General features: G+C 70.4%; 13 protein-coding genes and 1 pseudogene. 7 read left to right on the top strand and 7 right to left on the bottom strand.

Translation table 11 applies throughout. The features are described from left to right. Nucleotides 1-134: 134 nt before the first annotated feature. The 3 genes from ACGFR7_RS03690 to ACGFR7_RS03680 all read right to left on the bottom strand — a co-directional run bounded on the left by ACGFR7_RS03690 (nt 135) and on the right by ACGFR7_RS03680 (nt 4,269). On the bottom strand, nt 135-2,375 hold the full coding sequence (locus ACGFR7_RS03690) for a HelD family protein (protein ID WP_393312668.1): 2,241 nt from the start codon (nt 2,373-2,375) through the stop codon (nt 135-137). Nucleotides 2,376-2,616: 241 nt separating this feature from the next. Beyond that, nucleotides 2,617-3,186 (bottom strand): hypothetical protein, encoded by a 570-nt coding sequence (locus tag ACGFR7_RS03685; protein ID WP_393312502.1) that lies wholly within the window; start codon nt 3,184-3,186, stop codon nt 2,617-2,619. Between the two features lie 192 nt (nt 3,187-3,378). Next, on the bottom strand, nt 3,379-4,269 hold the full coding sequence (locus ACGFR7_RS03680; RefSeq protein ID WP_393312500.1) for an alpha/beta fold hydrolase: 891 nt from the start codon (nt 4,267-4,269) through the stop codon (nt 3,379-3,381). Between the two features lie 70 nt (nt 4,270-4,339). Between ACGFR7_RS03680 and ACGFR7_RS03675 the strand changes: the two genes are divergently transcribed. Next, nucleotides 4,340-5,098, top strand: a complete 759-nt coding sequence (locus ACGFR7_RS03675; protein ID WP_393312498.1) for a TetR/AcrR family transcriptional regulator — start codon at nt 4,340-4,342, stop codon at nt 5,096-5,098. A gap of 73 nt (nt 5,099-5,171) precedes the next feature. Here ACGFR7_RS03675 and ACGFR7_RS03670 read toward each other — a convergent pair whose 3' ends face one another. Both ACGFR7_RS03670 and ACGFR7_RS03665 read right to left on the bottom strand, forming a co-directional pair. Continuing rightward, nucleotides 5,172-5,960 carry a DeoR/GlpR family DNA-binding transcription regulator gene (locus ACGFR7_RS03670; RefSeq protein ID WP_393312495.1) on the bottom strand — a complete coding sequence of 263 codons (789 nt, stop codon included), beginning with the start codon at nt 5,958-5,960 and terminating at the stop codon, nt 5,172-5,174. Nucleotides 5,961-5,998: 38 nt separating this feature from the next. Further along, nucleotides 5,999-7,039 carry an NAD(P)-dependent alcohol dehydrogenase gene (locus tag ACGFR7_RS03665; RefSeq protein ID WP_393312493.1) on the bottom strand — a complete coding sequence of 347 codons (1,041 nt, stop codon included), beginning with the start codon at nt 7,037-7,039 and terminating at the stop codon, nt 5,999-6,001. Nucleotides 7,040-7,271: 232 nt separating this feature from the next. Between ACGFR7_RS03665 and ACGFR7_RS03660 the strand changes: the two genes are divergently transcribed. Beyond that, nucleotides 7,272-8,621 (top strand): MFS transporter, encoded by a 1,350-nt coding sequence (locus ACGFR7_RS03660; RefSeq protein WP_393312491.1) that lies wholly within the window; start codon nt 7,272-7,274, stop codon nt 8,619-8,621. A gap of 28 nt (nt 8,622-8,649) precedes the next feature. Here the strand turns inward: ACGFR7_RS03660 and ACGFR7_RS03655 are convergent, their stop codons facing one another. Next, nucleotides 8,650-10,044 (bottom strand): tetratricopeptide repeat protein, encoded by a 1,395-nt coding sequence (locus tag ACGFR7_RS03655; RefSeq protein ID WP_393312489.1) that lies wholly within the window; start codon nt 10,042-10,044, stop codon nt 8,650-8,652. Nucleotides 10,045-10,554: 510 nt separating this feature from the next. On the opposite strand from ACGFR7_RS03655, the gene ACGFR7_RS03650 reads away from it, so the two are divergent. The 3 genes and pseudogenes from ACGFR7_RS03650 to ACGFR7_RS03640 all read left to right on the top strand — a co-directional run bounded on the left by ACGFR7_RS03650 (nt 10,555) and on the right by ACGFR7_RS03640 (nt 13,581). After that, nucleotides 10,555-12,249 (top strand): purine-cytosine permease family protein, encoded by a 1,695-nt coding sequence (locus ACGFR7_RS03650; protein WP_393312487.1) that lies wholly within the window; start codon nt 10,555-10,557, stop codon nt 12,247-12,249. Between the two features lie 38 nt (nt 12,250-12,287). Further along, nucleotides 12,288-12,545, top strand: a complete 258-nt coding sequence (locus tag ACGFR7_RS03645) for a DUF664 domain-containing protein (protein ID WP_393312485.1) — start codon at nt 12,288-12,290, stop codon at nt 12,543-12,545. A gap of 99 nt (nt 12,546-12,644) precedes the next feature. Further along, nucleotides 12,645-13,581 (top strand): annotated as a pseudogene (locus ACGFR7_RS03640) (IS5 family transposase). Nucleotides 13,582-13,616: 35 nt separating this feature from the next. On the opposite strand, the gene ACGFR7_RS03635 reads toward ACGFR7_RS03640, so the two are convergent. After that, the gene (locus ACGFR7_RS03635; protein WP_393312483.1) at nt 13,617-13,985 is read right to left on the bottom strand and encodes a VOC family protein; all 369 of its coding nucleotides are present in this window, start codon (nt 13,983-13,985) and stop codon (nt 13,617-13,619) included. A 242-nt stretch (nt 13,986-14,227) separates the two neighbouring features. Between ACGFR7_RS03635 and ACGFR7_RS03630 the strand changes: the two genes are divergently transcribed. Both ACGFR7_RS03630 and ACGFR7_RS03625 read left to right on the top strand, forming a co-directional pair. Continuing rightward, nucleotides 14,228-14,635 (top strand): winged helix-turn-helix domain-containing protein, encoded by a 408-nt coding sequence (locus ACGFR7_RS03630; protein ID WP_393312481.1) that lies wholly within the window; start codon nt 14,228-14,230, stop codon nt 14,633-14,635. A gap of 83 nt (nt 14,636-14,718) precedes the next feature. Beyond that, nucleotides 14,719-14,862, top strand: coding sequence for a transposase (locus ACGFR7_RS03625; RefSeq protein WP_393312479.1), 144 nt, complete (start codon nt 14,719-14,721; stop codon nt 14,860-14,862). Nucleotides 14,863-14,888 lie beyond the last annotated feature (26 nt).

Below are 14,888 nucleotides of genomic sequence, written 5' to 3'. Positions count from 1 at the left end.
GACAGGCCACCGACACCTGGACCACCGGCTCCGACATACCGCCGACTTCACGGCTCCGCCGCCCGGTCCCCCGGGGGTACCCCCTCCCCCCCGGGGCGCCGTCTCTCTCCTTACGGCGCCCCGGCGGCGCGCGGTCACCGACCGGTGGGGGCGGCGTTCCGCGGCGGCAGCGTCTCCAGTCCGGGCGGCAGGGGTGCCGCGTGGATGACGCCGAGCCGTTGCGTGGCCCGGGTGAGCGCGACGTAGAGGTCGCTGGCTCCGAACTCCGCCGGTTCCACGACTATCACCGTGTCGAATTCCAGGCCCTTGGCCTGCCGCGGATCGAGCAGAACCACCGGGCTGGTCAGGTCCGGGGAGAGGCCGGCGGAGGCCCCAGGAAGGGCGGCGGAGAGGGCCGCGTGGCGGGCGGCCGGGGCGATCACGGCGAGGCGGCCCTCCTCGTGGGCCTCCTGCGCGACGGCCTCGGCGACGGCATGCGCCAGATCGTCGGTGCGGTGTGCCCAAGGGGGTACACCGGTGGAGCGGATGGAGCGGGGCGGTTCGAACGCCGGGTCCGTGGACCGGGGCACCTGCGCCGCGATGTCCATGATCTCGCTCGGCGTGCGGTAGTTGACCCCGAGCCTGACATGGTGCCGGCGCTCGCCGGTGTAGGGCGCGAGGATGGCCTCCCACGAGCCCAGGCCGCCCGGCTCGGCGGTCTGGGCCGGGTCGCCGACCAGGGTCATCGAGCGGGTGGGGCAGCGGCGCATCAGCAACCGCCACGTCATCGCGGACAGCTCCTGCGCCTCGTCCACGATGATGTGGCCGAACGCCCAGGTCCGGTCGGCCGCCGCGCGTTCGGCGGCGGTGCGGTGGTCGGCCTCCTCCTGCCGGTCGGCGAGCCGTTCCGCGTCCAGCAGATCGTGCGCGGCCAGTACCTCGGAGTCCTCGTCCACCCGGTCCTCGAACTCCTGGGTGCGGGAGCCGTAGGAGAGTTCGAGGACGCCCTGGGCGTACGCGATCTGCTCCTGGCGTTCCGCCTCGGCCGCGGCGCGGGCCGCCGAGTCGTCCTCGCCGAGGAGTTCGGCCGCCTCGTCCAGCAGGGCGATGTCCGCGGGAGTCCAGTCGCCGTGCGCGCGGCGGATCAGGTCCGCGTCGGCTTCCGGGAGGTGGCCGGGGTCGGCGAGGAAGTCGGCCACCAGCCGCTGCGGCGTGAGGTCGGGCCACAACTCCTCGATGGCGCGGTGCACTTCGGGGCTGGTGGCGATCTCCTTGCCGAGCTGGGCGAGGTCGTCGGGGCCGAGGAAGTTCGGCCCGCCGAAGGGGTCGGCGCCCAGCCGGTCGGCCAGTTGCGCGGTGAGCGCATCGATGATGCGGAAGGCGAAGTGGGGGCGGGCGAGGTTGTGCGGCAGCTTGGTCTCGCGCGCGAGGCGACGTGCCTCGCGCGCCATGTCCGCGTCCAGCCGCAGTTCGCCGTCCTCGTGGTCGATCACGATCTCGGGGTCGGGCAGGGTCTGCCGGTCCCGTACGTACCCCGCCAGGGCGTCCGCCATCTCCGCACGGCCCTTGATCGCGGCGGCTTCGGCGGTGTCGGTTCCGGTCGCGGTCACGCCCGGGAAGAGCTCGCCGGGTGTGGCGAGCAGAACGCCCGTCTCGCCGAGCGAGGGCAGCACCTCCTCGATATAGCTGAGGAACGCGGGGTTGGGGCCGACGATCAGCACGGCGCGGCGGGCCAGCAGTTCGCGGTGCGCATAGAGCAGGTACGCGGCGCGGTGCAGCGCGACGACGGTCTTGCCGGTGCCGGGCCCGCCCTCCACGACGAGGACGCCGCGGTGCGGGGCACGGATGATCGCGTCCTGTTCCGCCTGGATGGTCTGCACGATGTCGTGCATCCGTCCGGTGCGCGCCGCGTCCAGCGCGGACAGCAGGACGGCGTCCGCGTCGGTGCTCTCGTACCCGGTGCGTTCGGTGTCGTCGAGGTCGAGGATCTCGTCATGGAGGGCGGTGACGACCCGGCCTTCGGTCGTGAGGTGACGCCTGCGGCGCAGCCCCAGCGGGGTGTGCCCGGTGGCGAGGTAGAACGGGCGGGCGACCTCGGCCCGCCAGTCGAGGACCAGCGGGGTCCGGTCCGCGTCGTCGCGCCGGATGCCGATACGGCCGATGTGGTGATCGCGCCCGTCCCGGAAGACCAGCCGGCCGAAGCACAGGCCGTTCTCGCCGGCGTCGAAGGCAGCCAGCAGGCCCGAGTGCTCGGCCACCAGCACATCGCGCTCCAGCCGCGCCTGGGCATGGTTCCCGTCCAGCGGCAGGGCGGCGTTCACCGCCCTCTCGGCTCCGGCCCGCAGTTCGGCGAGGCGTTCATAGAGCAGATCAATGAATTCCTGCTCGTACCGCATTTCCGCGTTTGACAATTCAGCTCCGCTCGGGTAATGTTCGGTAATGAAGTTGGGCTTACTTCATTGCTTGACGAAGACACAGCATGAAGACATAGAAGCCCTCAATATACACAGAGAAATACCCCGGCCGTCAATTCGGACCGGGGTATTTCTCTGTGTGCCGCCGGAGCTTTACCCGGGCGTCAGGCGGGCCGCCGTATCCCTTCCGGCGCCCCGGGCCGGACGCCCGCGGCTGGGCGGTTCACCACTTGTGGGCGACGTCCACGATCAGCTCGTGACCGGACTGGACCACCCGGAACGGCAGCTTGGCGCGCAGGCCCAGGCCGACCTGGGTCTGCCCTTCGAAGCTCGCCCCGAACTTGGTGTCCGTGAACGTCTTGTAACCGCTGATGTTCACTCCCGGGAGCGACTTGCCGGCCGTCCCCGCATAGGTCTGCTTACCGGTCACCGGGTCATGGCTGGGCGCGGACACAAAAATCTGCAGGATGGCGCCGCCCTTGACGGGTATGCGCTCGCCCGAGCCGTCCTGGTGGAACGCATCGACGTAGCCGACGTGGTAGCCGAGCTTGCCGTTTGCGCCGCCGATATCGAAGACCATCCGGTCGTAGCACTCGGTGCGGCTGGTGGTGATGTTCTTCAACGGCTTGAAGCTCGCGTCCGTCGTCGACTTGTTGCCGCTGCCCCACGCGGTCGAGCAGGCCGCGGGTGCCCTGCCCGCCGGGGCGGTCACGGCGCCGGCCGCACCGGCCGTGCCCACCACCCCGGCGCCCGCCAGCACGAGCGCCGCGGCCGCTGTCCCCAACCGTCGCATGAATAACCTCCGAAGAAGAGTGCCTACAGATGCGTGCGGTAGGACGGGTGGGGTTGCGGCGGAGTTGTGCGCCGGTCGGCATATGGCCGACGGGCGGGCCACGTTGTCGCGAAATCGGAGTGACCGTTCAGGCGGGCCGTCCGGCAGGGGCGCCCCCGAGCTCGGTTCCTCCGCCGGCCGTTCCCCGCCGCCCTACCGGTCGGCGAGGCGTCGCACCCGCACGGCGACGTCGCTCCAGACCGGTTCCGGCAGGTCGTGGCCGACCCCGGGCAACGAGACGAACTGCGCACCCGGGATACGGGCCGCAACGGTGCGCCCGGCAGCGGGTTTGACCAGGGGATCGTCCGCGCCGTGCAGGACCAGGGTCGGCATCGTGATCCGGCTGATGGCGGGACCGTGCCACGGTGCGCCGATCTGCCGGCTCTGGCTGTGCCCGTCGCGGACCCCGGTGTCCGCCCGGGCGGCGACCGAGGCCCTGACGGCTTGCTCGTCGAGCGGATACGCGGGCGAATGCACGAGACGGGCGAGGGCGACCCCGGCCTCGATATCGCCTTCGGGGGTGTCCGGGTATGTCATCCGAGCGAGCTTGCCGAGCGTCCGCAGCCGGATGTAGCGCACCGCGCCCAGGCCCGCGGCGTCGCCGGGCACGGCCGACACCGACGTCAGCGTCCGTACCCGCCGGGGGTGGCGCAGCGCGATGCGCTGGGCGACCGCGCCGCCGAGCGACTGTCCGAAGAGATGGGCCGAATCCCAGCCCAGCGCGTCCATCACGGCGACGGCGTCGTCGGTCATGTCCTCGGCGGTATACGACGCGCCGCGCTTGCGGAAGAGCGCCGTGATGGGGTTGCCGGTCGCGGTGGGCGGCAGATGGGTCGATTCTCCCGCGTCGCGCTGGTCATAGCGGGCCACCGCGAAACCCTGCCCGGCCAGGGCCTGAGCCAGGCCGTCGGGCCACCAGCGGCGCGAGACGCCCAGGCCGGTCACCAGCAGCAGTGGCTCCTTGTCTTGCTCAGACGTCAACTGGTCGTAAGCCAGCTCCACTTCACCGTTGCGGGCCCAGCGGCCCGGCGTCCATGTGGTCATGATCCCCCCTCAATACTGCGATCGCTGTTCGCAGTTATTAGCATAGCGGCCGGACGAGGGAGAGGGGCAGGTGAGGGTCTCGGTGGCCGAGGAGCCGGTAGTGGTGTGGGAACGTCCCGAGCGGGGGGCGCGAGGGCCTGCACCCGAGCGCAGCCGTGGGCAGATCACCCGGGCGGCGGTCCGTCTGGCCGATGCCGGCGGGCTGGCCTCCGTGTCCGTACGGCAGGTGGCCAAGGAAGTGGGCACCGGTCCGGCGTCCCTCTACCGCTATGTCGCCGGCCGTGACGATCTGGTGGACCTGATGGTGGACTCGGTGACCGGCGAGATCGACCTCACGGTGGCCCTGACCGGGGAACCGGTGACGGATCTGGTGGCACTGGCCCTCCGTGCCCGGGAGGTCCAACTCCGGCACCCCTGGCTACTGGAGGTGCCGCCGGAGGCGATGCGGGTGGGTCCCCGCGGACTGGACTACCTCGAATTCGCCCTCGGGGCCCTGGCGCCGGTACGGATGACGGGCCCGGCCAAGCTGGAGGCCGTCGCCGTGCTGAGCGCGCTGGTCGCGATGCTGTCCCGTGCCGCCCTGCAAAGCTGCCGGTCACCCACTGCGCGCCAGTCGGCACAGGCCGCCTATCTCGCCACCGCGGCCGGGAAGGGTGCTCATCCGCTCCTCGCGCAGGCCCTCACCGACCACGCGGAAGCCCACCCAGCAGTCAACCCGGCGGCCGGCCCGGCGCAGGATGCTCAAGACCTGTTCGAGCGGGTGATCCGCCGGGTGCTGGCGGGCCTGCTCGCTCCCGACCCGGAGCCACCGCGGCCTCCCCGGAACTGAGGTGCGGGGCAGGCCTGCGAGCGGGGAGCAGCCCCGGCGGGTGCGGTCGGCACCGCCCCGCTGCGGCGCACCGTCAGGCGTCGACCACGTCGACAGCAACTCCCCTGCGGCGCAGCTCGGCGAGCTCCCCGGCCGGCGCACCGCGGTCGGTGACGACCCGGTCGTAGCGGGCGATGTCGCTGTAGGCATGGGTGGCGGACTTGCCGAACTTGGTGTGGTCCACCAGCAGCAGCGACCGCTCGGCGCAGTCCAGCATGGCTTCCTTGATGTCGGCGTAGTCGCGGATCGGGTGGAAGAGCCGGCCGCCGAGTACGGAGACCGCGGACATCACCGCGAGGTCGGCGCGGAGCCGGCCGAGCGCGCGCAGCACCTCGGGGCCGACGCAGGAGCCGAACTCACCGCGGTAGCGGCCGCCGAGGAGGGTGACGTCGGCGCCCGGTGTCTCGTCGAACAGCCGGGCCACACCCAGGGAGTTGGTGACCACGGTGACCGCTTCGGTCCGCGCGATCCGGGCCGCGAGCGGGAAGACCGTGGTCGAGTCGTCCAGCACGAGGGTGCTGCCGGGCCGGATCTCGTCGGCGACGGCGGCACACAGCGCCTCCTTCACCGAGCGGTTCACACCGATGCGGAAGCGGGTGGCGGTCTCCATGGTGAGGGTCGGGAAGGGCGCGGCCCGGCCGCGTTCCTTGCGCAGCAGCCGGCGTTCGGCGAGCTGGTCCAGATCGCGGTGCATGGTCGCGAGGCTGACCCCGAAGTGTCTGGCCAGGTCATCGATGCGCACGTCTCCGTGCTCGACGACATGGGCCAGTACGTCCTGCCGTCGCCGGTCGACCTCGGCCAGCGACGACCGTGTGGAAGCCATCGGGGCCGCCCCTTTCCGGTCGGACAGCGGCAGCGCGGCTACCGCTGCGGGTAGATGACGGCCTTGACGGCGGTCGCGTCGTGGGTGGCGACGGTCAGTGCGCTCTCGGCCTCGGCAAGACCGTAACCGTGCGAGACCAGGGAGTCGAGCCGGACCCTTCCCGACTCCACCAGGGAGATCGCGGTGGGCCAGGTATGGGCGTAGCGGAAGGTACCGGTCAGTTCCAGTTCGTAGTTCTGCACCCGGCTCACGGGCAGCGGCGCCTCGGACCCGCCCATCCCGATGAGCACCACCCGTCCGGCCCGGCCCACGGTACGGATCGCCTCGCCGCTCACGGCGGGTACGCCGGAGCACTCCAGGAGGACGGTGGGGGTGTACTGCGCCTCGGGCAGCGGTGTACGGGAGACGTCGAGGGCCGTGGCGCCGGCGGCCCGGGCGAGTTCGAGGCGGTGCGGCAGGACATCGGTGACCAGTACCTCCCGTGCCCCGAAGGCCCGTGCCGTCTGGGCGGCGACCAGGCCGATGGGCCCGGCGCCGGTGATCAGCACCCGGTCGCCGGGGGCGACGCGGGCCTTGCGGCAGGCCCAGACCGCCACGGAGAGCGGTTCCAGCAGGGCGGCCTCCTCGATGGTGAGGGTGTCGGGGACCTCGTGGGCGAAGCCCTCGCGGACGGCGAGGTATTCGCAGAAGGCGCCGTCCACGGGCGGCGTGGCGAGGAAGCTCATGTCCGGGCACAGGTTGTAGCGGCCCGGACGGCATTCACCGCAGCTGCCGCAGGGCGTGCCGGGCTCGATGGACACCCGGCGCCCCATCCGGCGCTCGTCGGTGCCCGGACCGCAGGCGACGACCGTGCCGGCCGCCTCGTGCCCCAGCACGAGGGGTTCGCGTACGACGAAGTCGCCGATCCGCCCGTCCCGGTAGTAGTGCACGTCCGAGCCGCAGGTCCCGACCGCCTCGACGCGGACCAGGACCTCTCCCGGGCCGGGGGCGGGAACGGGACGCTTCTCGACGCTCAGCTGCCCGGGTCCGTGCAGTACGGCGGCACGCATGGTGGTGGGAATCCCGGATGTGGTGGTCATGGCGGGGTCACGGCTCCCTCGGGGTGCGGGGGTGGGGCGGGGGCCGTGCACGATCCGGTTCCGGACCGGCGCGTCCCTGGATGTCAGCACGGTACCGCTTCTTTTTTTATCAGAGGAGTCTTGACTTCGCACAAAATGCGAGAAGACTTGCCGCGGCTCACCGTCTGCCGACGCGGCCGGCGGTGCGGCCTCCCCCTTGCTCACCGATCACGCCCAGCCCCCTGGAGAGCCCATGAGCAGCCCCGCTCACCCCCGGCCGGCACCGATACCGGCCACCGGCCGGCCGCCGGCCGTCAGCAGCCACTCCCGATGTGCCCGCCTGGGCATACCCCCGGCGCTGGCCTGGGGGTTCCTGGGGGTGCTGCTGTTCATGACCGGCGACGGCGTGGAGACCGGCTTCTTCTCGAAGTACCTGGCCGATCAGGGCCTGGCCAAGGCCGATGCGGCGGCGGTCATCGCCGTCTACGGCATCACCGTCGCCCTCGGCGCCTGGCTCTCGGGAGCCCTCTCGGACCTGTGGGGGCCACGACGGGTGATGACCGCAGGCTTCGCCATCTGGCTCGTCTTCCAGCTGCTGATGCTGACGGTGGCACTACCCACCATGAACTATCCGCTACTGATGCTCATCTACGGGCTGCGCGGGTTCGGATACCCGTTGTTCGCCTACGGGTTCCTGGTGTGGGTCACCGCGGCGACCCCACCGCAGCGGCTGGGAACGGCGGTCGGCTGGTACTGGTTCGCGTTCACCGGCGGCCTGCCGACCCTGGGTTCACTCGTCGCCAGCGCCACGATCCCGGTGGTCGGCTCCTACCGGACCCTGTGGTTCGCGCTCGGCCTGGTGCTGCTCGGCGGCCTGCTCGCCCTGCTGCTGGTGCGCGAGCCCACCGGCCGGAGCGGACTCGCTCCCGACCGCGGGCGTCCGCTCGCGACCCTGGCGGGCAGCGTCTCGATCATGCGGCGGCGCCCCCGCGTGGCCATCGGCGCCGCTGTCCGCGTCTTCAGCACCGGTTCCCAATTCGGTTTCCTGGTCTGCCTGCCGTTCTTCTTCACCGAAACGGTCGGCTTCAGCACCTCGGGCTGGCTGCGCCTGCTCAGCGTGATGTTCGCCGCGAACATCTTCGCCAACCTGTTCTTCGGGGCCGTCGGCGACCGCCTCGGCTGGCAGCGCACCATGACCTGGTTCGGCGCCGTGGCCTGCGCCCTCACCTGTCTTGCGCTGTACTACGTACCGGTCCTGGCGGGACCGCACTTCCTCGCCGCCGCGGTGGCCGCCGCCCTCTACGGCATCGCCCTGGCCGGCTACGTGCCGATCTCGGCGCTGGTTCCCGCACTCGCGCCACACCACAAGGGGCAGGCGATGTCCGCGCTCAACCTGGGCGCCGGAGCGAGCACCTTCGCCGGCCCCGCCATCGTCGCCCTCGCCCTGGGCCCGCTCGGTGTGGAGGGCATCGTCTGGATCTTCGCCGTCCTGCACCTCGCCACCGCCGTCGCCATCCGGTTCCTGGAACCCGATCCGGAGTTCCTGACGCCCGACGCCCCGCCGGCCGTGGAGGACACCCGCCTGCCCGCGGGACGCCACTGACGTCCGAACGTGTCACCCGTTCCACCCGCTACGCGGATGCCTGCGCGGCCGCGCGTTCGCGGGCGGCGGCGGCCCGTGCGGGGTCACCGAGCTGTTCCGCGAGCCGGGCCTTGGCCGACCAGTTGTACGGGCAGACCGGGCGCAGCTGAATCCGTTCGCTGAGCAGGGTCCGCGCCAGGTCGGCCCGGCCCGAGCGGAGGGATGCCTCGACGAGGGTGCGCTGGATCGCGTCCCGCTGGGCGTGGCTGCCGCCGAAGGTGTGCAGGCGGTGGCGGACGGGGAGCAGCAGATCGACGGCCCGGCCGTAGTCCTGCCGGCCGTAGGCGATCAGTGCGCGGCAGACGGGCAGTCCGACCTCGGCTGTCATGGCACGGTTGGTGACGCCCCCCTCCGCCGCCAGCCAGTTCTCCCGGTCCCGGACGAGACGCTGCGCCTGGGTGAAGCGGCCCGCCCCCACATACGCCATGACCGCGTGTGCGTCGTTGAAGGCATAGTGCGGGCCGTCCTGGCGGCTCTCCCAGGCATCGGCGAGCCGGGCCCACCGCGCACTCTGTTCCTCCTGTGCCAGGTACAGCCGCCACAACAGCGCCGCGGCGTCCAGCAGTTCCATCGCCACACCGGCCGAGGCATCGTGGTGGAGCGCGGAGTCGTAGATCTCCAGGACCCGGTCGGTGGCACCGAGCTCCAGTGTGTAGAGGGCGTAGTGCCACCAGTTGTGGACGGTGAGCAGACTGCCCCGGGCCCAGTCGGCCGTACGGGCGTCGAGAAAGCGGATCCCGTCCGCGAAGCGTCCCCGCATCTCATAGGTGTGCACCACGCTGTGGATGCCCCACACATCGCCCGGATGCTGCGCAAGGGCCGCCAGACCGACCTCCTCCGCCCGCTCGTAGTGGCCCGACTCCTCCAGGCCGAACGCATACATGCCGAGCAACGGACCGTGGTGGGGGTCGTCCTCGTCCCAGACGTCCAGCGCGCCGCCGACGCGGTCGCGCAGGCGCTGGGCGTCCCCGGTGAGGAAGTCGTGCTGGTGGCCCGCGAACAGTGCCAGCGCATCGCGCGGGAAGGCGATGGAGAGGTCGCCGAGGATGCGGCCGCCGCCGTGCAGGTCACCGTCCAGCCATGCCGTGGCCACGGCGATATGCATACGCTCCCGGGGCGTCAGGCGCTCGGTGTCCAGGCCGGAGCGGAAGCGGACGAAGCGGTCCCGTGCCGCGGCCGCGTCCTTCTCCTCGGTGCCCAGCACCCCCAGATAGGCGGCCAGCGTCTGCCCCATCACCGACCGCGGCGAGGCAGCCAGTACCGCCTGCGATGTCTCCGCGACCCGGGGCCGGAAGAACAGCAGGTCGTCCAGCGCCTGTTCGTAGCGGTGGGCGGCCTCGGCGTCGGTATCGCTCATCAGGTGCCCGTGTCGGTCCGCTGTCATGGTGGCTCCTGCGGGTGAGAGGGGGGAAGGGGGCGGGACGCGACGGGGCGGGGGCAGAGAGTGCTCGTCGGGCAGCATCGGCGGGAAGGGAACTCCCGGTTGTCCCTCCCGGCCCGAGCCCGGTGCACCTGGAACCTCCGTCGTCGCCGGCCTCATATCTACCCGCTCTGCCGCGCGGGCCGCGAGGACATCTCGCTCATGGCGCGGTCGGTCTTCGCGCGGGCGGTCGCGCGGACGGTGTTCGCGCCGGCGATCCTCGCCCCACCGGCGTCGCGCCACCGGCGTCGCGCCACCGCGGAAACGTCCGCTTCATCTGGAAAGACATTGCGGGAAACACGCGCTCCCTAGTCTCCCCACCACCGCACTCCCGCTGCGCCGATGTCCTCGCGCGCCACACGGCGCCTCCCCTGCCGTGCGCGTGGCATCACACCGCATGACACGCATGACACGGCGTCGCCTCGCATCACCTCGCATCACTTCGCATTCCCACTGTCCCTCAGGAGGTCCGGCATGAGCGTCGAGCCACAACTGACCGTCCCCGACAGCAGCCCCCGGCCCGCCCCCACCGAGGCACCGGCCGGCAAAGCGGCCGACGAGACCCTGGAGGACTACACCCTCCGGTTCGCCCCGCGCAGCTACCGCCGTTGGACGCCGATGGTCGTGGCCACCACGGCGCTGGGCGGCATCGCCTACATGGCCGACTTCTCGATCGGTGCGGGCATCGGCCTCACCCATGGCACGGGGAACGCTCTGGCCGCCATCCTGGTCGCCGCGGTGGTCATCTTCATCACCGGCTTCCCCCTGGCCTACTACGCGGCGCGCTACAACATCGACCTGGACCTGATCACCCGGGGCTCGGGCTTCGGCTATTACGGCTCGGTCCTGACCAGCGTCATCTTCGCCAGCTTCACCTTCATCTTCTTCGCCCTCGAAGGCTCGATCATGGCGCAGGGCCTGAAACTGGGCTTCGGGCTGCCCTTGTGGCTGGGCTATGTGCTGTCCACCTGCATGGTCATCCCGTTGGTCATCTACGGCATGAAGGCGCTCAGCAAGCTCCAGGTCTGGACGACCCCGGTCTGGCTGCTGCTGATGGTGGGGCCGCTGCTCTACCTGATCGCCACGGACCCCGGCACGGTGCACACGTTCCTGTCGTACCGGGGCGCCCACGGCGACGGCAACGGCAACGGCAACGGCAACGGAGGGATCAACGCCGCGTCCGTGCTGCTGGGTGCGGGCGTGTGTCTGTCGCTGATCGCGCAGATCGGTGAACAGGTCGACTACCTTCGCTTCATGCCGCCCAAGACCGAACGGAACCGGCGCAGTTGGTGGACGGCCGTGGTGATGGCCGGCCCCGGGTGGGTCGTGCTCGGCGCGCTGAAGCAGGCCATCGGTGTCTTCCTGGCCGTCTACATCCTCTCCGAAGTGGGTGCGGCCTCGGCCACCGAGCCCATCCAGCAGTTCACCGGCGCCTTCGCGGCCATGATGCCGTCGTGGCTGGTCATCCCGCTGGCCGTGGTCCTGGTCGTGATCAGTCAGATCAAGATCAACGTGACCAATGCCTACTCCGGTTCGCTGGCATGGACGAACTCGTTCACCCGGGTCACCAAGCGCTATCCGGGCCGAATGGTGTTCGTACTCGCCAATCTGGCCTTCGCGCTGGTCCTGATGGAAGCGGACATGTTCAGCTTCCTCAACAGCATCCTGGGGTTCTATTCGAATTGCGCCATCGCCTGGATCGTCACCGTCGCCACCGACATCATCGTCAACAAGTACCTGCTGAAACTCTCCCCGCAGGCCCCCGAGTTCCGCCGCGGCATGCTCTATGCGGTCAACCCGGTCGGAGTGGTGTCTTTCACCGCTGCATCCGGCCTGTCGATCGCCCTGTATTTCCACGCTCTGGGGGACACCCTCCAGCCGTACTCACCTGTCGCGGCCGCAGTGATCGCCTTCGTCCTCACCCCTCTGACGGCCGTCCTGACCAAGGGCCGGTTCTACCTGCGGCGCACCACCGACGGAATCGATGCTCCACTGCTGGACCCGGACGGCAACCCCAGTACGGCCCGGTACGCATGCCATGTCTGCCGGCAGGAGTTCGAGCGTCCGGACCTCGCCGCCTGCCACCAGCACGCCGCGGCGATCTGCTCGCTCTGCCTGAGCACCGACCGGACCGGCGTCCATGTCCTGCCGGCGGCGCCCGCTTCCTGAGGCGGTGGCACGCCAGGCCTCGCCGACGGCCTGCCACGGTGACCGAGCGACGGCCCGGGCGCGGCCGTTCGGGGCGGCGCCCCCAGCTCCTTGCCGAGTACGACCGGCAGTGTGCCGTGTCGAACGAGATCATCGCCGCCCATGCGCTCGATGTCGTCGGTACCCACCCCGACTTCGGTGTTTCCGCCGCGAGCCTGCGGTGGATCGTGTTCCACATAACCGAGGCAACGGCCCGGCACGCAGGTCATACGGACGCCATCCGGGAGCTTGCCGACGGCAAGAAGGGGCACTACTGACCAGGTTCGGAGGGCCGTCCCGGAGCCGACCACCTGGTCACCCGGTCACCCTGCCACTTAGGTGGTGTCTCTTCGATCAGGTGGCTCGTTGTTCCGGTCATGCTCAGCAGGGGGGATCTGACAGACGCGGAGTGGGCTGCGCTGGAGCCGCTGCTGCCGGTGAGCACCAACCGGTGCGGCCGGTGGCGGGACCACCGGCAGGTGATCAACGGGATCATTCACCGGCTCGGCACCGGGGTGCAGTGGCGGGAGCTGCCCGAACGCTTCGGCCCGTGGAAGACGGTTCATAAGCGGCATTTGCGGTGGTCGGCCGACGGCACCTGGGAGATGCTCCTCCAGCACGTCCAGGCCGCTGCCGACGCCGAGGGCGACCTCGACTGGAACGTCAACGTCGACTCCACCTCTGTGCGGGCCCACCAGCACGCCGCCGGCGCACCCACGAACCCGCCTCCCGCCGCACCTGGCTTTTCAAAGGGGGCGCCACAAAGATCAGTTCACCTGCACGCGCACATGGCTCTGCGGCTCCTGCTGGCGGAGGCGGTGCACCAGGCGAGGCCCTCGGCCGGTCCCGCGGCGGGCTGACCACCAAAATCCATGTTGCCGCGGAGGGCCGCTGCCGACCGTTGTCCCTGCTTGTTACCCCGGGGCAGCGGGCGGACTGCACCCAGTTCGAGCCGGTCATGGGCAAGATCCGCGTTCCTCGCACGGGGCTTGGGCGTCCCCGCCGCATCCCGGACAGCGTGGGCGCCGACAGGGCGTACAGCAACCGCATGATCCGCGCCTACCTTCGTAAGCAGGCATCCGGCACGTGATCCCGGAGAAGAAAGATCACAAGGCCGCTCGCCTGCGCCGGGGGCCGCACGGCGGACGGCCTCCGGACTTCAACAAGAGCCGGTACAAAGAGCGCAACACGGTGGAGCGGGCTATCGGCAAGCTCAAGCAATTCAGGGCCGTCGCCACCCGCTACGACAAGCGCGGGTACGTCTATCTCGGCACCGTCACCGCTGCCGCCCTCCTCATCTGGCTCCGATCGTGATTCCGTACGGAAGCGACTGTTCTGGCGATCTGTCCTCAGCGCAGGACCAGGCAGAACGGATGCCCTGCCGGATCGGTGAAGACCCGCCACCTGTCCTCACCCGGCTGGTGGTCCGGCTTGCCCGCGCCCAGCTCCAGCAGCCGGGCCTCGGCCTCGTCCAGGTCCTCGACCACAAAGTCGAGGTGGAACTGCTGGGGAACAGTTTGGTCGGGCCAGTGTGGAGCCCGGTAGTCGTCGACCCGTTGAAAGCCGATGAAGAGTCCGTCCTCATGGCTGAGACCGGCGAAATCGGCGTCTGATTTCGGGTGGAGTTCGAGGCCGCACGCCTGCTGATAGAACGCCGCCAGAGCCAGTGAATCAGGGCAGTCGAGTGTTATCGCAGTCAACTTCATCTGCAGGGGCATGGCACCTCCGGACCGATTGGTGGACTCTCACGACGCACACGCTAGAGATCTTTAATGGTGGGGGTTACGTCGGGGCGTGACGGTTGGCGGGGGCCGCGCTATGCCAGAAAGATGAGGTATCCCGATGGCGGTTTGACTTCCGAGGAACGGGCTCGGCGTGACGAGTCCGGCTCGCGACGGCTGACCTGATCGAGGCCGGGGCCACTGACCGGGAGGTGGCCCGACGGTTCAGGGTGACCCGGATGTCGGCAAACCGCTGGCGACGGGTGTTGGTTTCAGGCGGTCGACAAGCCCTGGCCTCCAAGGGCCCCAGCGGCGCCCGCTGCAAGCTCGCTCCGCAACAACTCCGTCGGCTGGAGACGGTGTTGGATGCCGGCCCGGCCACATTCGGCTGGCCTGACCAGTACTGGACACTGGCGAGGATCGCCGAAGCCGTGCGCCGCCGGTTCGGTATCGAGTACACCTTGGCCGGGCTAGATCTGCTGCTGCACGCATCGGCTGGAGCATTCAGGTCCCCTCCCGCAAGGCTGCCGAGCGGGACCGAGGCGAAGATCGCCACCTGGAGGGACGAGCAGTGGCCCGTCATAAAAAGAGGGCGGCGGACTTGGGTGCCTGGCGGTGCTTCGAGGACGAAGCCGGCCAGGGCCTGAGGCCGCCGAAGGGCCGTACCTGGGGCCGCCGTTACCGCACCCCGGTCGTGAGGGTCACCGCCGCAGGAACCAAACGAGTCTCCATGGCGGCACTGATCTGCACCAAGGCAGGCCACCGGGCCCGACTGATCTACCGCATCCACCTCGACCGAGGTCCTGCCAAAGGCCGCCGCAAGGGCTTCGCCGAGACCAACTACCCACGCCTGCTGGACGCCGCGCACCAGTAACTCGGCGGTCCCATCGTCTTGGTCTG

This window comes from Streptomyces sp. NPDC048516 (assembly GCF_043199875.1).
Taxonomy (GTDB): domain Bacteria; phylum Actinomycetota; class Actinomycetes; order Streptomycetales; family Streptomycetaceae; genus Streptomyces.
Note: the sequence above shows the minus strand (reverse complement) of the source record. Positions and strands in the feature narration are given on the sequence as shown.